We start from the raw sequence: 15,994 nt of genomic DNA, 5'->3' as shown, positions 1-15,994 counted from the left end.
TTGATTAGGTCTTGATCCTGTCTGTGGTGAAAAATTCCAAACCTGAACTTCCGCTTAAAGGTATTGGCATGACGGTTGGGATTTATAACGGGATGGTGTCTAAGCGAGTAGACACTTCTAAATTAAATGATGTTCGGCATTCTGGCTAGAGTAGGTTCGAGGAAAAGGCTATGTCTAGCAAATGAGGTTCAGGCTGGTCAAACCGATAGTGAGTCCTGAACGAGATACGAGCGACGAGATACATTCACGCTATTTAGAGGCTTTCCAGTTGCCCTTGAGCCCGAGCGAGATTCACACGAGAGGCATTGAAATTAAACAAGGCCTCAATGACATTATCACGGGCTTGAGCAACCGAATTTTGAGCATCTGTGACTTCGATGTTGGTTGCCACGCCAACCGCAAACCGTTGACGGGCCAAATCGAGTTCTTCCAGCGCAAGCCGAAGGCCATTCTCCGCCACCGTCACCTGTTGTTGGGTAGATTCCAGCGTCAATAGTGCATCTCGAACTTCCAGCGCAACTTGGTAGCGGATGTCTTTAGTCCGAATATTTTCTTGCCGAACCAGGCTTCGACTTTCTGAAATGCGGCCTTCCCGTTGACCTCCGTCAAAAATGGGGATGGACAACAGCAATTGCACATTGTCTGTTGTCAGTGCATCCGGAATTTGGTTGCCGATCATCCCGACATCTCCACTTCCGGTCAATGACGGTACGCGCTCTAACGTTGCTGAACTCAAGGAGAGTTCTGCCAATCGTTCACGTTTCTTTTGCGCTTTAAGCTCAACACGGTTTTCCGTGGCAATTTGCAAGGCTTCTTCAACCGTTTGCTCGGGAATTTGGCGAATTTCAAGTTCGTCGGTAAGCACGAGGGCGATGTCGAATGATAGACCTATGCCGCGAATGAGGTTGAGTTTGGCACGATCGTATTCATTGCGGGCGACCAAAAGCCGTTGCTTTTCATTTTCCAATTGAACCTTGGCACGCGTGACATCCAGGCTGGTGGCCATTCCCGCATATTTTCGTTCTACTGCCAGGCGAAGGAGTTCGTTATTGAGGGTGACATCCGCCATGCGGGCCTTGACCGCAGCCTTGGCCCGTAAGGTTTCTAAATAGGACAGTCCTACAGTAGCCATCGTATCCATCTTGTTGGCTTCTGAGTCTAAGCTAGAGACCTCCACGTTGGTTCGGGCCGCACGCCATTTTTGAATAAGACTAAGGCTAAAAATACTTTGAGTAAGTGCCACACGCGCTTCATAAAAATCTCGCGGGGTCGACACGCCAGATCCGCCGGCAAAGGATCCAAAGAAAAACCGTCGTCGGGCGCCGCTGGCTCTTGCCGAGACATTCGGAAGAAGTGTTCCGAGTTGGGTAAAGGCTTGATCTTCTGCTTGGGTGATACGTTCCTTAAATAATTGCACCGTTGGGTTTTCATCGACGGCAGCTTTCATGGCATCACGCAAACTTAGACGCAGCTCAGGAAGTTTTTGGTTGGGTGGTGACTCGTCCTGTGAGAAAGCAGGGCTGAACATGCCAGGCAGAACAATAAGACATGCCAAGAAACCAAGCGTCATCGTGAAGGAGCAAATGGGCCATTTCATGTTAATCATGATAAAGGGTTCTCACGCATGATTAGGTTTCTTGCACCCCTTCGGGGACTATCTCATTCCGTGCGACCATATTTTTCCGTTTAAGTTTCCACTCCATGATCAAACTAAACAAGGCAGGTACGACTAGAAGGGTAAAGACCGTAGACATAATCAGTCCGCCTAACACGACACTGCCGATTCCCCGGTAAAGTTCTGATCCCGCACCGGAGGAGAGCACCAGTGGGAGTAGTCCAAAGGTTGTGGTCAACATACTCATCATGATTGGACGAACCCGAGATCGGACGGATTCGGTAATGGCTTCCCGAATAGGCATCCCTTCGTTGGCTTCAACTTCTCCCGATGCGGAAAGAATTCGCCGGTGAGGATCCATGAAATTCAAGGCTTGATGGACGACTAATATTGCATTGTTTACCACGACGCCAATTAAAATGATAAAGCCCAGCATGGTCAGGACGTCTAGGGGTTGATAGGCCACGAAGAGGTTGACCAGCCCCAATCCCAGAATGCCTCCCGCAGCGGCCAATGGCACGCTGAAAATAATCACAAAGGGATACAGGAAGCTTTCGAATAACGCCGCCATCAATAAATAGGTAATGAATAATGCCAGCAGGAAATTGTATTTCATTGCGTCATAGGTGTTGGTGAGGTCGTCGGCAGTGCCGGATAGTCGAACATTATATAACCGTCCCAAGCGCCCGCTTTCTTTGATGGGGAGAAGCACTTGATCCTGGATGAGGTCCATGGCGGTTTCTAAAGGCATTTGTTCAGAGGGAATGACTTGTACGGTAATCGCGCGTTCTCGTTCCAAATGATTGATTTGTTCAGGACCAGCGAGCAATTGGACATCTGCAATGTCTCCAACGGTTGTGAGCCTGCTCCCTCGCGTGTAAATGGGTAAGTTCGCCAAATCCTGCGTTCGATTGGCAAACCGATCCACGCCACGAATGGTTAAATCTATTTCATCTCCTTCATATTGATAATCACTGGCTTTGGCACCATCCACCAATGCATCAATGGTAAAACCCAATTCCTGATTCGTTATTTGGACATCTGCCGCACGGTCGCGTTTGAGCCGGACACGTACTTCCGGGCTACCCAGATCCAGGCTGGGTTTTGGGCGAACCTGCGCCTCGGGCAAGACTTGTCGGACTTGGCCAAATATTTGACCGCCTAAGGCGACAAGGGTATCCAATTCTGGTCCAGTAATTTCGATATCGATATTACGCCCTTCTCCAAGACCTCGTTGAAAGAGACTACTTTGGGTCACAATGGCAATCACGCCAGGGACATCGGCCACGGCACGTCGAAACACGGGGATCAAGTTTCGAATTTGGGAATCATCATTGGTGCGTCCTCCCATAAAGACGGACCGACCCCGAGCAACATAAAAAAAGTTTTTAATACTTGGGCCGTCTAAGGCCGTTTCCTCCGGGCTTCCCGGTTGAGCATCCCAATAAGGAGCAAGGACCGCTTCAATGGATTCACCCATTCTGATGAATTCATCAATGTTGTATCCAGGAGGAGGAAGCACAATCCCGATAATCAGATTGCGATTTCCTTCCGGGAGATACTCGGCTTTGGGGAGGAGGAGCCACGTCATGCCAATCGCCAGAAGAGTTAATCCGAGTACGATCCCAATGCGAATACGCACGCTGCCGGACATCCAATAAACGAAATCCCCAATTCGGTCTGCACTCAATCCCATTCGTTCGGCCATTCGATGGGCGCCATCAACCAATTCGTGGGCCAAGATTGCCACACGGGACTTTGGAATTTCAGAACTCTTTTCAGCCTTTCGGATCTTCAGAATCCGAGCGGACAGGCAAGGAATCACGGTAATGGATACAATCAAACTCAGGCCCACGCCGGCGCTAATCGCAATGGCAATGTCCCGAAATAATTGCCCGGCTTGTTCCTCAATGAACACAATAGGCACGAATACGGCGATGGTGGTCAGCGTACTGGCCAGGACAGCACCCCATACTTCGGTGGTACCATCATAGGCGGCTTGAAAGAGCGGCTTCCCGGCTTCCCGATGGCGATAGATATTCTCTAGCACCACGATGGAGTTATCGACCAACATTCCCGCTGCGAAGGTCATTCCCGCGAGGCTGATGACATTCACATTTCGATCCAAGGCCCACAGGGCGATGAACGTGCCCATGATGCTAATGGGAATGGCCAAGCCGATGACCAGAGTGGTGCTCCCCGTTCTTAGAAAGAGAAACAAAATAGTGATGGCGAGTATGCTGCCGATCACGAGGTTTTGTTGAACCAAGGTCAGAGAGCTATAGACGTAATCCGTCTCGTCATAGACTTGAAAGAGTTCAAATCCTCGTTCGTTTAAGAGGTCTTGATTAAGACCATTCACCGCATGTTTCAATTGCGTCATGGTGTCTAGGATATTGGCCCCAGTTTCACGGATGGCATTGACCGCAATGGAGCTTTTCCCCATTTGGCGGACCACGTGAGAAGGATCTTTATACCCAATGCGTACCGTGGCGACATCCCGAACATACACAGGAGCGCCACTGCGTCGAGCAATGATCACATTTCCCACATCCTCAGGGCTTCGGTATTCCCCCACAGTTCGAACCACATAGGAGCGCTTCCCTTCCTCAAAATCACCGGCACTAAAATCACGATTTTCCTGATCCAATGCTTGCGCCAATTCCCGAACGGTCAATGAGCGTGTGGCTAATTTTCCGGGATCAACTAACACTTGGAGTTCTCGCTCCCGTCCGCCATAGACATTCGACGCAGCGACCCCGGGGATTCGTTCAAACCGTGCTTTAATCACGTCTTCCGCGAAGTCCCGCATGGTTTCGATATTTGTCGGATTGCCTTCCAATGGTCGAAAAATAAACCAGGCCATGGCGTTTCCCCGGGTATCCGCACTACTGATCACGGGTTCATCAACCTCCTCAGGGTATTCTTTGACCTGGTTTAGGCGGTTGGATACCCGAAGCAGGGCGGTGTCAGTGTTCGTCCCGGTTGGAAATCGCAGTACAATATTGGCGGAATCATAGGAACTCTCTCCCGTCATTTTTTCGAGTCCCTCGACGCCCTTGAGCTGTTCTTCCTGTTCGTCCACGATTTCACGCTCGACTTCATGGGGACTGGCGCCCTGCCATCGTGTTTCCACGGTGATCTCGGGTTTCGACACATCAGGAGTGAGTTGGATCGGAAGTTTGGTGAGGGAGACCATTCCGAACAATACGACCAGAATGACCCCGACCGCGGTTGTTACCGGGTAGCGTATGGCAGATTGAATAATACTCATGAAGTTGGTTGTGGCATATCAAGTATTCGAACGGGTTGCCCAGGGAACAAACGTTCATTGCCTTCGACAACTACAGACATACCTTCCTGTACATCACCCGAAACTTCAACCCATTCATCCAAATGTACCAGCGATTTTACGCGGACTTGTCCGACGGTTCCCTCGTTGACGAGGAAGACAAATTCCTGTCCCCCTCGAAGCACCAGTGCGTCTTTTGGAATAACGATTCCCTCGTGAGGATGCCCTACCTTAAGCGTGACACGCGACACCATGCCGCTTTTAATCGTAAGATTGGGATTAGGAATATCAATTTTTACTGGAAAGGTTCGAGCCACTCGATCGGCTTGCGCCACGACTGAAAAGACGGTGCCTTTGGCCGTTAAGTCCGGCAGGCTATCAAATGAGACTTCGGCTGAATTCCCAGTATGAATATCTCCTATATATCGTTCGGGGAGGGGCACTTCTACTTTCACATGAGATAGATCGACCATTTCGACAATTTGCCCACCGGCTTCGACCCATTGACCCACTTCTGTGAATTCCTGCGTAATCCATCCATCAAAGGGTGCCAAGATCTGAGATTTTTTTAATTGGTCTTTGACTCGTCGAATTTCCGCATCGAGCTGCGAAAGTCGTTCACGTAGGGCGCCTTCTTCGGCTAGTGCATCATCGAATTCTTTTTGGGTGACGAGTTCTTTATCAAACAAGACGCGGATTCGTCCTAAATCTTGTTGAGCTTGGTGATATCGGGTCCGAGCCTCACGATGAGACGCTAATGCCGAATCCAATTGAATATTCAAGGTGGCGGTACGCAAGCGGGCTAGCACCTGCCCTTTTTTTGCCTGGTTACCCTCTTCTACTGGAAAGACCTGGACTAATCCCTCAATTTCGCTGGCGACAATGCTACGCTTCCAGGGCTCTACCGTGCCGACCAAGGTCACCGATTGTTGAATGGGTTGCTTGAGGATAGAGGCCACGCGAACCGGGGCAGGTGGTCGTCCTGGCGGTGGAGGAGCAGCTTGCTGCTCATTACACCCCATGGTGCCAACAAGGAGGCCGGCAGCCAAAAGAGTGAAGGGTAGTCGATGTAGGGAAGCGGATTTCATATCTACAATCACAATAAAAACATTTTACACGACCCGACGGATGTAGCTTGGTTTACTTTCCTTTTGGATGCCATTCAAAAATAAGGTGCTGATGAGGTTGCGTTTGTCGATTAACGATTCGCTGGGTTTCGCTTGTAAAATCCATACGTACATCGTGGAATTTAACATTCCATGCAGCGCCAGGGCAGCGTCCTTGGGATCAATTTTCCTGAATTCCTTCCGTCGGATGCCCTCTTTAATCAGATCAGCCACCAAGTCGACTTGGGCCATGTAGAGTTTCCAGACACGCTCGCCAAAGGCGCTCTTGATCGTCCATTCATAACCACTCCACTCGGAAACATAGATGCGGAAAAAATCGCGGTGGCGATCTGCATAATCGAGTTTCACGCGGATGAAGGCTTGAATTTTGTCACTCGGGGTTTTTACGAGAGCAATTTCTTCATCGAGTAATTCGGCTAATTCCTCAACTTTGGCTTCCACAATGGAAATATAAATCTCTTCCTTGCTTTTAAAAAATCGATAAACGGTTCCCATAGCAAACTGGGCCCCCTGGGCAATCTCGGCCATGCTGGTCTTAAAAAACCCATTTTTTGAAAACAGACATTCTGCCGCTGACAGAATTTCCTGTCGCCGAGCTTCGTATTCACGCTGTTTCCGCTTGGTTCGAGGGTCCATGGGCCATGAATCCAATGAGCAAAAATTGAATTAGTATTCTATGCCATGAGAAAAAATTCTACAAGCTAGAATGATCATTCATTTTTTAAAATTCGGCAGGTTCAGATGGTCCATTAAATGGACAGGGGACTATGGAAACTTACCGCGAGGGGTCTGGAGAATCGCCAGGTGGAGGAAGGGCAGGAATCGGGTCAGGAGAGGAAGAATCGGACTCGGATCCGTTGTTGGCTCTTCCGGAAACTCCACCGGAGACAATAAAGGCCATGACTTCAGAACTTTCCGCGTCGATGGGCCGAACTTGATCCTTGGGGAACACCAATAAATTTCCGGCGAAATTGTATGATTGAGGAAAATACACAGCCACGTGGTCCGGTTGGCCAAACATATCCATACTTTTCCTGGTCACAAACCCGATGGCCTCAGCATGCCCTCCCGGGACCAGGGATACCATAACCGGTTGATCAAACCGCTTTTTTTCACCCATAAACGCTTCAATGAGGTCTTTCAACGAGGTATAGACTAGTTTGATGAAGGGCGTTCGAGTGAGCAATTTTTCGAAAGAGCCGAGGGCACCTCGGAAAAATACATTGGAGGCCAAGCGCCCAGCCAGTGTGATAAGGAGGAGTGTGATCACAAACCCTAGGCCGGGAATCGGGATATTCAACCAGCCATCGATGATCTCAAATAATTTGAGTACAACGACCACGGTGACAACCACCGGGACGAGAAGAAACAGGCCTTCAAAAAAATTCCTGGTCAACTCATTCATGTCCCATCGCTTGGGGACGGCTTCGTCTTTGAGGGATTTGAGGATTTCTTTCCAGTCAACTGCCATCTCTATGGTCCTTCTTACCAGATCCCGGTTGCAGGGGGAGTCAATGTATACTTCGTGTTCACAACCTTCATTCTTGACTCTACCGCCGGACACGGGTTGAGACAAGTGGGAATTGAGACCTGGAAAAGTGGGAAAATCTCATATCCTGTGATTTGACACCCAAGACTCGAAGCCGTCACAGTAAGGCCACGCCCTCTGGAGAGTTTTAAGTAAGGAGAACGGTTATGGCAGAAGAAAGACCTCAAGAAAATCAAGGCAATCCACCGGCATCCCCCAAAAACCCTATTGAAACCGAAATTCTCAACGTGCATGTGGAACGAAAAGGACAGGAAGTGACGGCCAATTGGGGATTGCATCCGAGTTTAAAAGCCGAATTAACTGCGGAAGAATGGAAAGATCTAACGAACGTAATGAGCAAAGTCACCGGTATTGTCGGCAAACGTTTTGCAGAAATCTTAGCCCGAGGGCAAAAGGAGGCCGGAGGCACGGCCTAACCTTTAAAGGTGACAGCGTTAAACGTTTAGAATAACGACCTAATAACGAATTGGGATCATTGGGGATGACCCTCTCCCAATGATTTCTCAGGCCTGCTTCTCTTTTTTCCCTCACACATATCCCTGTTCTCGAAACCAATTCAACGAATCTCGAATAGCCGGTTCAATCGGGCTTTGAGGGTATTCCAATTCAGTCAGCCCTTTTGTGCAATCGTAATGTTGTAAATGCTTAAGCATTTCGACAAAGAAGACTGGAATGGCTGGTGGGCGATGAAGAAGGGTGCGTGAAGCCCAGTTACCTAATTTGGACCCAAAGCGCGCAATGGGGAAGGGAATGGCAAAGGTGGGAGCTGGCACTTTCGCGACCTTCGCAATGAGTTGATTGAGTGCTCGTTGCGACGTGTTCCAATTGCCGATGATATAGCGTTCTCCGATCCGTCCGTGTTCTGCTGCTCTGATGTGGGCGGCGGCTACATCCCGCACATCGATTACGTTGGTGGGCCCGTCGATATAAGCTGGCATCTGTTGTTTCGCAATCATGAGAATTTGTGTGCCACTGGTAGGTGTATGATCGTATGGACCAAAGAAGACGGTGGGATTTAATACCACGGCTGGGGCCCCTTGCTGAGTCGCGTGCAGCACCACTTCTTCCATGGCCGCCTTAGCCACCAAGTACGGATTGTTGCGAAAGGCAGTGTTGAATGGACAAGTTTCATCAGCTAGACGGCCGGTCGTGGTGGGAAAGCCAATGGTGGTCAAGGTGCTCGTAAATATCAGACGAGAAACTGAACATCGCCGAATGGCTTCCAGCACATTGTTCGTTTCCTGAAGGGCTTGAGCGGTGGCGGCGTCGCCAGAGAATTGGGACGTTGGGTAAAAGGCGGCAGCGTGATAGACAACATCCACACCTTGGAAGGCTTGGACTAGGGAATCAAGATCATTAAGATTTCCCGGCCTTCGCTCGATCTCGATTCCTTGAAGGGTGATGGCTTGGCTTGAGGGTCGAACGACAGCACGGACCTCATCCCCTTTGGCCAATAAGGCCCGAACGAGGTTGGCTCCTAATTGGCCGGTCGCGCCAAGCACCAATGATATCATCTGCTAGGTCTCCCTGCTGTCTCCATCCCTGCGCTTGAAAAGGAATCATTGAAATTGCTTGAAGAGATCAAATTGGGAAAGGTCGTTGGTTGGTACTTCATCATTGGGTTGCCGTGCTAGTGATAGGGGTAGAGTCACTCCAGAGACCAAATCCGTGAAGGTGCCGCTCATGGTTTGTCCATCCTCGGAAATCGTCATGACGGTTTTCCCGCCCGTCTGAAATGCCGTGACATAGGTTAAAGTCAGGGTCTTTCCCTGAAGGCGTCCTTCCCCACTCGCCGTCATGACAGGCCCGAACATGTTGAGCGTGAATTCCTCCATGGTGATCTCGGAGCCATCTTGATCCAGCGAATACGAAATGGCTGGATTGGCGACATTTCGCCATGTCCCGGTCAGGTCCAAGCCTTGGGGAGAAGTCGAGGCGATGACGGGTTCTTCAGGGTGATCAGGCCCAGAGGGTATAGGCCCTGCCTTCGATTCATTGGGAGGTGTCGACTGCGGAAATTTCACTCCCCAGGATTCCAGGGCAAACTTCGCGATAATAGCCGGCGTGGCATGTGCAAAGGATCCGGCCACTTCTGTGATGATGCCAATGACTTGCCCTTTCATGAGCAATGGGCCTCCGGAATTGCCTTCATCCGCAGGAGCCGTGAACGATAAATCTCGGCCACTGGAGCCAGCGATCGTTCCAGGAGTCACGGCCCATGAGGTTCCGGCAATTTGAGGAAATCCGATCAAGGTGACATTTTCTCCGCCAGACACACGAAGGAAAGGATTCAAAGGCAATGCCTGGAGATCGGAAGGAAGCGTCCCTTCCACTAATAATGCCCCCAAACCACGTTGATCACCACCTTCCAAGCCAATGACTTTTGCCGATACCGGACGATTCGGTTTGGAAAAGAAGGACACCTTGGGATGTGGATCTCCTTCGATCACATGGGAAGCCGTGACGATATAGGCGGCATCGGAATCAAGTTTGATAATGATCCCAGTTCCGACACGCTGTTTGCCCCCAAATGTCGAGGTAATCTTTACCACACCCTGCTTGAGTTCTTGAATCGGCGTGGCCGATGCCTGGGGAGGCCACGTCCATCCGTCCATCAAGAGAAAAAGGATGAAAAAAGAAATGACGAATCGCGGAAGAAAGAAATTCTTGAATCGCATAGGTGGTCCTGTGGCGAGTAGGCTCAATCTTGGCGTAAAAAGAATACCATGTTTTGGGGAATTAAGAGAACCAGGGGGCTGAAGAACATCAACTTGTTCAAGGAGTGGTCAGGGTGGAACCGAGAGATCGCACCGCTCTCGTGAAATACTTTGTTTTTGAGGTATCCGAATACACGCTCCCTTGGAGAAAATTTACAATCCAGGAATCCGTGAGTTTTACGAAGTCACGAGTCGAATCGCTTGTCCAACAAGCCGTTTGGATCGCAGAGAATCGAGGATCGATAAAGAGGTTTTCGTGGGCACCAATGGGTTCAATGAGTGAAGCGAGTTCTTCGACCGTGGGAAGCCGCCAGTCTGAAAAACCTGCCAATCGGGTGGCATTGAGGGTTTGCACATAGGTTTCGGCATCAGAAAGAAACATATCCCTGTCTGATCCACCTTGCTGCCACATGAGGCCCGTGGCTTTATCAAGGACAACGGAATTCCCGTCCTTCGTAAGTGTCGCAAACTCGTGTTTAAAGGCGCCCAACACAAAACCGGAAAATCCCGTGTCCCTAAGATCGGCGGGATGGTGAAAGCGGTTGTTTCGAATCATATGCACGACATATTGAGGCAAGACAGTGGCGGGTAGGCTTCGGAGGTGAACGCCAAATCGCACGCCCCAACTTTCCAGAGTATATTGTGCGATAAGTGAGGGAACGGCATAGGCAAAGGGAGAACCAACTTCGGAGACGATCCCGATAACCTCCTGACCTTTGAGTAAAGGACCGCCGGAGTTGCCTTCATCCACTGGGCCGGAAAAGACCAAGTCACGTCCTTTTCGTCCAACCGTCTCCCCGGTAGTAACGGCCCAAGGTACTCCAGCCATACGGGGAAAGCCCACCAAAGTTACCGCATCGCCAGGTCGGACATCCACTTGTGCATTCAGAGGCATTGGATGAATACCCCGAGGCAGGGTGCCTTCAACCAGAAGCCCGGCTAATCCTCGATCGTCCCCACCCTCAAGCCCGACGATTCGCGCGGAGACCGAATGATTTCGCTGTGGATAAAATTCCACTTTGGGTGACGGGTCGCCTTCTACAACGTGGGAAGCGGTCACGATATAGGCGGCGTTTTGTGTCAGTCTAATCACCAGCCCCGTGCCGACTTTGGTTTTGCCATTCACCTGGGAAACGATTTTCACAACAGAGGGATTGACATTTTCAATCGGCTGAGCGATCGCCTGAGGAAGTCCAAAATTACTTCCAATGGCCACGACGAGACAACACCACAGCATTGTCGAGACCAGCCTCATTTAATGTCTTTCCAGAGCCCATAGAGCAACTGAACTTTGGTGTTGTTCCACAGTTCGTCAAATTTTGAGAGCCGGTGGTCTATGGGAAATTCGGAGGATCCGGATTGAATGTGTTTGGCAGTGCCGTCTAGGAGGAGCTTTAGGCCGGGTTGGTTTTCTTGCAGCATCATGTGTTTGATCGTCATGACCTTTTTGGGCTCAATGCTAACAAAGTCGGTGGCTGGGATGGTGTGGACCGGCAGATCTTTGAAGTCTGGATAATGCAAGGTGCCTGGTTGGACCAAAGCCGTCACTCGATTGCCGGTTGGCCCTTGTCGAGAGAAGTCCAAAGAGCTGACAGTCATGGGCTGATCCGAAAGCATGTGATTTTTGGGAGACCGGGTGATTTTCACTGTCAACGTCAGGAGTTGTTCCGATCCTCGAATTTCGATTTGGGGTCGGCGTTCCGGGAGGTCGGGTCGAAAGGTCAGGGAGGGCTCCTCACGAAAGGGCATGTCCTTGATGCCATCGATCTTGGTCTCATCGGCAATGATTTCGAATGGTTGGGTGGGGGTTAATATCACACGAGTCTCGGGCCCAGAAATTTTCATCGTGATGGTGCTGGGATCATGCTCGTCCATCTCAAAAATGACATTGGATTCTTCGCGCACATGAATGGGCTCTAAAGTCCCCAAAATTTTTTGGCCTCGGTCTTCCGGGTGTATTGTCACCAACGTGCTCGGGGTTTGGTTGGAAAACCGGATATATCCAAACATGGTGAGTGGTTGCCAGGCTTCAGGGGCAAAGGAATCAGTTTGCATATCATACTGGTTGGGATCGGCGACCTGTAAAACAGAGGGGTGGAATTCGATCTTGGAAAACTGCCCAAAGGAGATGGATTCCACTTCAAGCGGATTTAGAATTTGTTGACTCGGAAACGTGCCTAGCGTCATTTCTGCACGACTGACAGTGGTTTCTAAGGAAATATGCGATGGCGTAGGCCAGTACATCAGGAAAAGCGCCAGGAGGAGCAACCCGCCGATGAGGGTACTTCCTGAGGTTATCCATGAGGGCCAAGCGTTCTGAGAGGACCGTTTCTCTTTGGGGGTGGTCATGCTCATTTCACCGTAGGCCTGTGATAAAAATGGACGGTTTGCTGAATAGGTTGATTGCTATCCAGAAAATAGCCAGTGACGAGAAACATGTACGAACCTTCCTGCGCGTGAGATGCATCCCATTCCACGGAGAACGGCTGCCCAGCTGGTTTTCGCCGAAAAGTACGTGACCAAATCGCAGTATCAGACTCTTTAGGGTAGACCGCGCAATTGACCAAGGCCCGGCCATTGGGTTTGAGCGTAAACCAATATCCTTTCACCGTGGTGGGAGGGACCGTATGGTACAAAATTGCCGGGGCAATATACTCGATACTGGCCGGGGTGGGTTGTCCTAGGCGCGTGAGGACACCTAGGTCGTAGATATCCATGTTGCGATCAAGGCTTTGGAGGACAGTTTCTGTTGACCATGAAAACGTATTCCCGAACCCTTTCGCCCATGACGCCGAAGATCTGACCTGATCTAGCCAATAAAATTTTCGGTAATCGATCTCGCGAACAGTCAGATGAACTTCCGTGGTTTCCGGTAGATAAAACTGAATGGTGAGGCTCTCTGGGAGTGATGTCGTGGGTTCGCGATAGTCCGCAAGAACGGAAATCAGTTCGATATCATAGCCGGAGACAGGCTTCGGCTTGATCCCTTCGTGATAAGTCCCACGGTCTTGATACTTCAGTTGGGTGTCGGCCCACGTGAGGAGAGGGAAAGCCTGAAGGCAAGTGATCAGAATTAAAAAGAATCGTTGAAGGAATGATCTCATCCTGAGTTCTTCCATGTGAAAAAAGAAACCTCTCGCGGTGCATCATGTACGCGAGTTGTCACGGAAAGTCTAGCTCGGTAAGAAACGAAAATCTAGCGGAGGGAATGAGCCGAGGGGGATTTGTCTCAAAAATTTTGGTTCACGGGAAGGGCAAGCGTGAAATAGCGACCTTTGTCTTCTATGACGACGCGTTTGGCGACAAGGGTTGCTATGGCGGTTTCTATGGAGGCGGTGGCTTCTACTTTGGAGTTTGAGGCCGTGGTTGCTTCTCGACGAATTTGGTCCAAGGTTTTGGGCGTTTCATTGCAGGATGCAATGATGGTGGAAGACGGCCAATCAAACCGTTCGCTGGTGGGTTGATCGGTGCGGCCATCGTAGACCGTTACGTAACTCATGGCTTTGGCAAAATACAGAAAGGGCCGATTGTCCGAGAAATACCGAGCCCGCCATTCCATGACCAGGCGAACCAATTCTTCATAGAGATGAGGCTCGACTTTCCAATTAATCTCATATTCAAAATCGTAGGCGATTTTATTTAGATCGACCTTGCTTGGGTCATACACATATTCGTAGGCAGAACCAGGACCGGTAATTCGCACTCCATAGTCTTCCGGTCGCATGAAATAGGGGCTAAAACGTTCCAACCAAAGTTTGCCGGTCCCCTCCGGCGGCTGAAAATGGAAAATGGCGGGGATGAGATCGATCTGGCGTTGGTAATCCTCATTGGTTTCCTGAGGAAAGCCCAACAAAATATTCCAATTCACATCCACGTTATAGTAACGGCTCCATTTCAAACATTGGATATTTTGCAGCGGGCTCACGCCCTTATCCATTTCCTTAAGTTGTGCAGCGCTTAAACTTTCGAGCCCTGGCTGCATGCATTTGACCCCGCCCTGAGCGAGGGTTTGAATTTGGTGTTTTGTGAGGTTGGCTTTGGTCTCGATAAACACATCGAGGTCATAATGCCCAGAGGCAAAATTTCCAAACAAATTATCGATGTACTTTAAGTCGATTATGTTATCGACCAGACGGAAGCGCGTGGTGTCATAACGGCTGGAGAGCAGGTCCATTTCTCGAGCCACTTGTTCTGATGACTTGGCGCGGAACTGCATGGACTGCGCATTCAAGCCGCAGAAGGTGCAATGATGTTTCTCTCCCCACCAACACCCGCGTGAGCCCTCATACAGCAAAATACGGTTGAGCCCGGTTGACCCCTGCCCTTCCAGTTCACGGACCATCTCGAAGTAATCGTCATAATCCGGCGGGCCGACATCAGTGAACCTCGTGAATAATTTGGTATTGGGTTGAAATTGAATCTGGCCATCTTGGCGATACGCCACGCCTGGCGGAAAATTTTTCTCGTCTTGGCACAATATTTTTTTTGCCAAAACAGGAAAGACCTCTTCCCCTTCACCAACCACTACGTAATCAATCCACGGAAATGCGCGGAAATGTTCCAACCCCATTTCCCCATCGAAGTTGGCACCCCCAAAGACAATACGAACATCGGGATAGAGATCCTTGATGAGTTTGGCCATCGTCAGGCTAGCCATGTTTTGATCAAAGGTTGAAGTGAACCCGACGATTTTGTATTGATCCCAATCGTAGGAGGTCATAATTTCGGTGAGAAACTGGGGCGCGATTTTGTGTGCCACCTCTTCCAAGAATCCCGTCGAACACCCCGCCTCCTGAGCCGTGCTTTCAAAGACAGGCTTGAAGACATCGGGGTACTGGGCATGTTTGGGATTGTCACGAAAGAGGATCGAAGAAAAGAGCCATTCGCCGATCATTCCACGTTTTTCACACAGCACTTCGTAGAGTTGAAGGCCAATGCGTTGGGCGAACAGCAAATTAAAATGATAACTCTTGGAACCAATACTTTGATTTTTTAACACACGGGACAGAGTGCCCAGCTGAATGGAGGGGAACTTCGAATATCCGAACGGCATGGCGAGCAGGGCGATCTGTGGCTGCCCGTTGGGATCAGTCCAAGGTTCTTCTTCGAGCGAAGAGTTCACCTGAGAAGACGGAGCGATAGTGATGAGTGAATCAGCCATTACTGGAATACACGCGGTCTGCTTTCGCTGCGAAAAAGAAATCGCTTTCAGTGAGGCCCTGAATTTTGTGGGTCCAAATTTCCACCTTGCATTTGCCCCAGGCCAAATGGAGATCGGGATGGTGCCCCTGCTCCTCGGCAATCGCCCCGACTTTGTTCACAAATTCCAAAGCCTCCGCAAAGTTCTTGAAGGCATACTCTCGTTCGAGATGGCCTTGAGCATTAAAGGTCCATCCCTGCTCTAATTGTCTGAGCAATTCCTGCGCCTTGGCCGGTTCCACCGGCGGAACACCACCTCGACATGGCACACATTCGTTATCAGCCAAACTCATTATGTCCCTCCTCTGAAATTTCGAATTTCGAAAATTTCCCGTCTTTGGAAAAATGGAAAACCAAAGGTCCCTATTTTATCAGCTAGAATTATAGACTTCCAAAAACCCCATGCACAAATTCCTTGCTTCTGAAGAGGGATTTTGTGGCATACTTGGAAAATCATACATCTAGGTAAAATGGGCGATTCCTTAACCGGGAGGT

General features: G+C 49.9%; 13 protein-coding genes. 1 reads left to right on the top strand and 12 read right to left on the bottom strand.

Features of this window, described 5'->3' with window-relative positions; translation table 11 throughout:
* Window positions 1–253: 253 nt before the first annotated feature.
* From PPG34_RS10080 to PPG34_RS10060, 5 genes are all read right to left on the bottom strand, one after another.
* Window positions 254–1,606, bottom strand: coding sequence for a TolC family protein (locus PPG34_RS10080; protein ID WP_313833141.1), 1,353 nt, complete (start codon window positions 1,604–1,606; stop codon window positions 254–256).
* A 22-nt stretch (window positions 1,607–1,628) separates the two neighbouring features.
* On the bottom strand, window positions 1,629–4,889 hold the full coding sequence (locus PPG34_RS10075; protein WP_313833139.1) for an efflux RND transporter permease subunit: 3,261 nt from the start codon (window positions 4,887–4,889) through the stop codon (window positions 1,629–1,631).
* Window positions 4,886–5,995, bottom strand: a complete 1,110-nt coding sequence (locus PPG34_RS10070) for an efflux RND transporter periplasmic adaptor subunit (protein ID WP_313833138.1) — start codon at window positions 5,993–5,995, stop codon at window positions 4,886–4,888. The genes PPG34_RS10075 and PPG34_RS10070 overlap by 4 nt, the downstream gene beginning before the upstream one ends.
* A 24-nt stretch (window positions 5,996–6,019) precedes the next feature.
* Window positions 6,020–6,670: a TetR/AcrR family transcriptional regulator gene (locus PPG34_RS10065; protein WP_313833137.1), complete on the bottom strand. Its 651-nt coding sequence runs from the start codon at window positions 6,668–6,670 to the stop codon at window positions 6,020–6,022.
* Window positions 6,671–6,809: 139 nt separating this feature from the next.
* Window positions 6,810–7,505: a DUF502 domain-containing protein gene (locus PPG34_RS10060; RefSeq protein WP_313833136.1), complete on the bottom strand. Its 696-nt coding sequence runs from the start codon at window positions 7,503–7,505 to the stop codon at window positions 6,810–6,812.
* Between the two features lie 224 nt (window positions 7,506–7,729).
* Here PPG34_RS10060 and PPG34_RS10055 point away from each other — a divergent pair, with 224 nt between their 5' ends.
* The gene (locus PPG34_RS10055) at window positions 7,730–7,999 is read left to right on the top strand and encodes a hypothetical protein (protein WP_313833135.1); all 270 of its coding nucleotides are present in this window, start codon (window positions 7,730–7,732) and stop codon (window positions 7,997–7,999) included.
* Between the two features lie 111 nt (window positions 8,000–8,110).
* On the opposite strand, the gene PPG34_RS10050 is transcribed toward PPG34_RS10055, so the two are convergent.
* The 7 genes from PPG34_RS10050 to PPG34_RS10020 all read right to left on the bottom strand — a co-directional run bounded on the left by PPG34_RS10050 (window position 8,111) and on the right by PPG34_RS10020 (window position 15,792).
* On the bottom strand, window positions 8,111–9,097 hold the full coding sequence (locus PPG34_RS10050) for an NAD-dependent epimerase/dehydratase family protein (RefSeq protein WP_313833134.1): 987 nt from the start codon (window positions 9,095–9,097) through the stop codon (window positions 8,111–8,113).
* Between the two features lie 45 nt (window positions 9,098–9,142).
* Complete coding sequence (locus tag PPG34_RS10045) at window positions 9,143–10,261, bottom strand: S1 family peptidase (RefSeq protein WP_313833132.1); 1,119 nt, start codon at window positions 10,259–10,261, stop codon at window positions 9,143–9,145.
* A 97-nt stretch (window positions 10,262–10,358) separates the two neighbouring features.
* On the bottom strand, window positions 10,359–11,555 hold the full coding sequence (locus PPG34_RS10040; protein ID WP_313833131.1) for an Lcl domain-containing protein: 1,197 nt from the start codon (window positions 11,553–11,555) through the stop codon (window positions 10,359–10,361).
* The gene (locus PPG34_RS10035) at window positions 11,552–12,649 is read right to left on the bottom strand and encodes a hypothetical protein (protein WP_313833130.1); all 1,098 of its coding nucleotides are present in this window, start codon (window positions 12,647–12,649) and stop codon (window positions 11,552–11,554) included. Before PPG34_RS10035 ends, PPG34_RS10040 begins: the two co-directional genes overlap by 4 nt.
* A gap of 2 nt (window positions 12,650–12,651) precedes the next feature.
* Complete coding sequence (locus tag PPG34_RS10030) at window positions 12,652–13,404, bottom strand: hypothetical protein (protein ID WP_313833129.1); 753 nt, start codon at window positions 13,402–13,404, stop codon at window positions 12,652–12,654.
* A gap of 125 nt (window positions 13,405–13,529) precedes the next feature.
* Window positions 13,530–15,461 (bottom strand): RiPP maturation radical SAM C-methyltransferase, encoded by a 1,932-nt coding sequence (locus tag PPG34_RS10025; RefSeq protein WP_313833128.1) that lies wholly within the window; start codon window positions 15,459–15,461, stop codon window positions 13,530–13,532.
* A complete protein-coding gene (locus tag PPG34_RS10020; RefSeq protein ID WP_313833127.1) occupies window positions 15,454–15,792 on the bottom strand; it encodes a 4a-hydroxytetrahydrobiopterin dehydratase in 339 nt (112 codons plus the stop codon). Before PPG34_RS10020 ends, PPG34_RS10025 begins: the two co-directional genes overlap by 8 nt.
* Window positions 15,793–15,994 lie beyond the last annotated feature (202 nt).

The organism is Candidatus Nitronereus thalassa (assembly GCF_032191465.1).
In the GTDB taxonomy this organism is placed as follows: domain Bacteria; phylum Nitrospirota; class Nitrospiria; order Nitrospirales; family UBA8639; genus Nitronereus; species Nitronereus thalassa.
The sequence above is the reverse complement of the archived record's forward strand: the minus strand, read 5'-3'. Positions and strand labels throughout refer to the sequence as shown.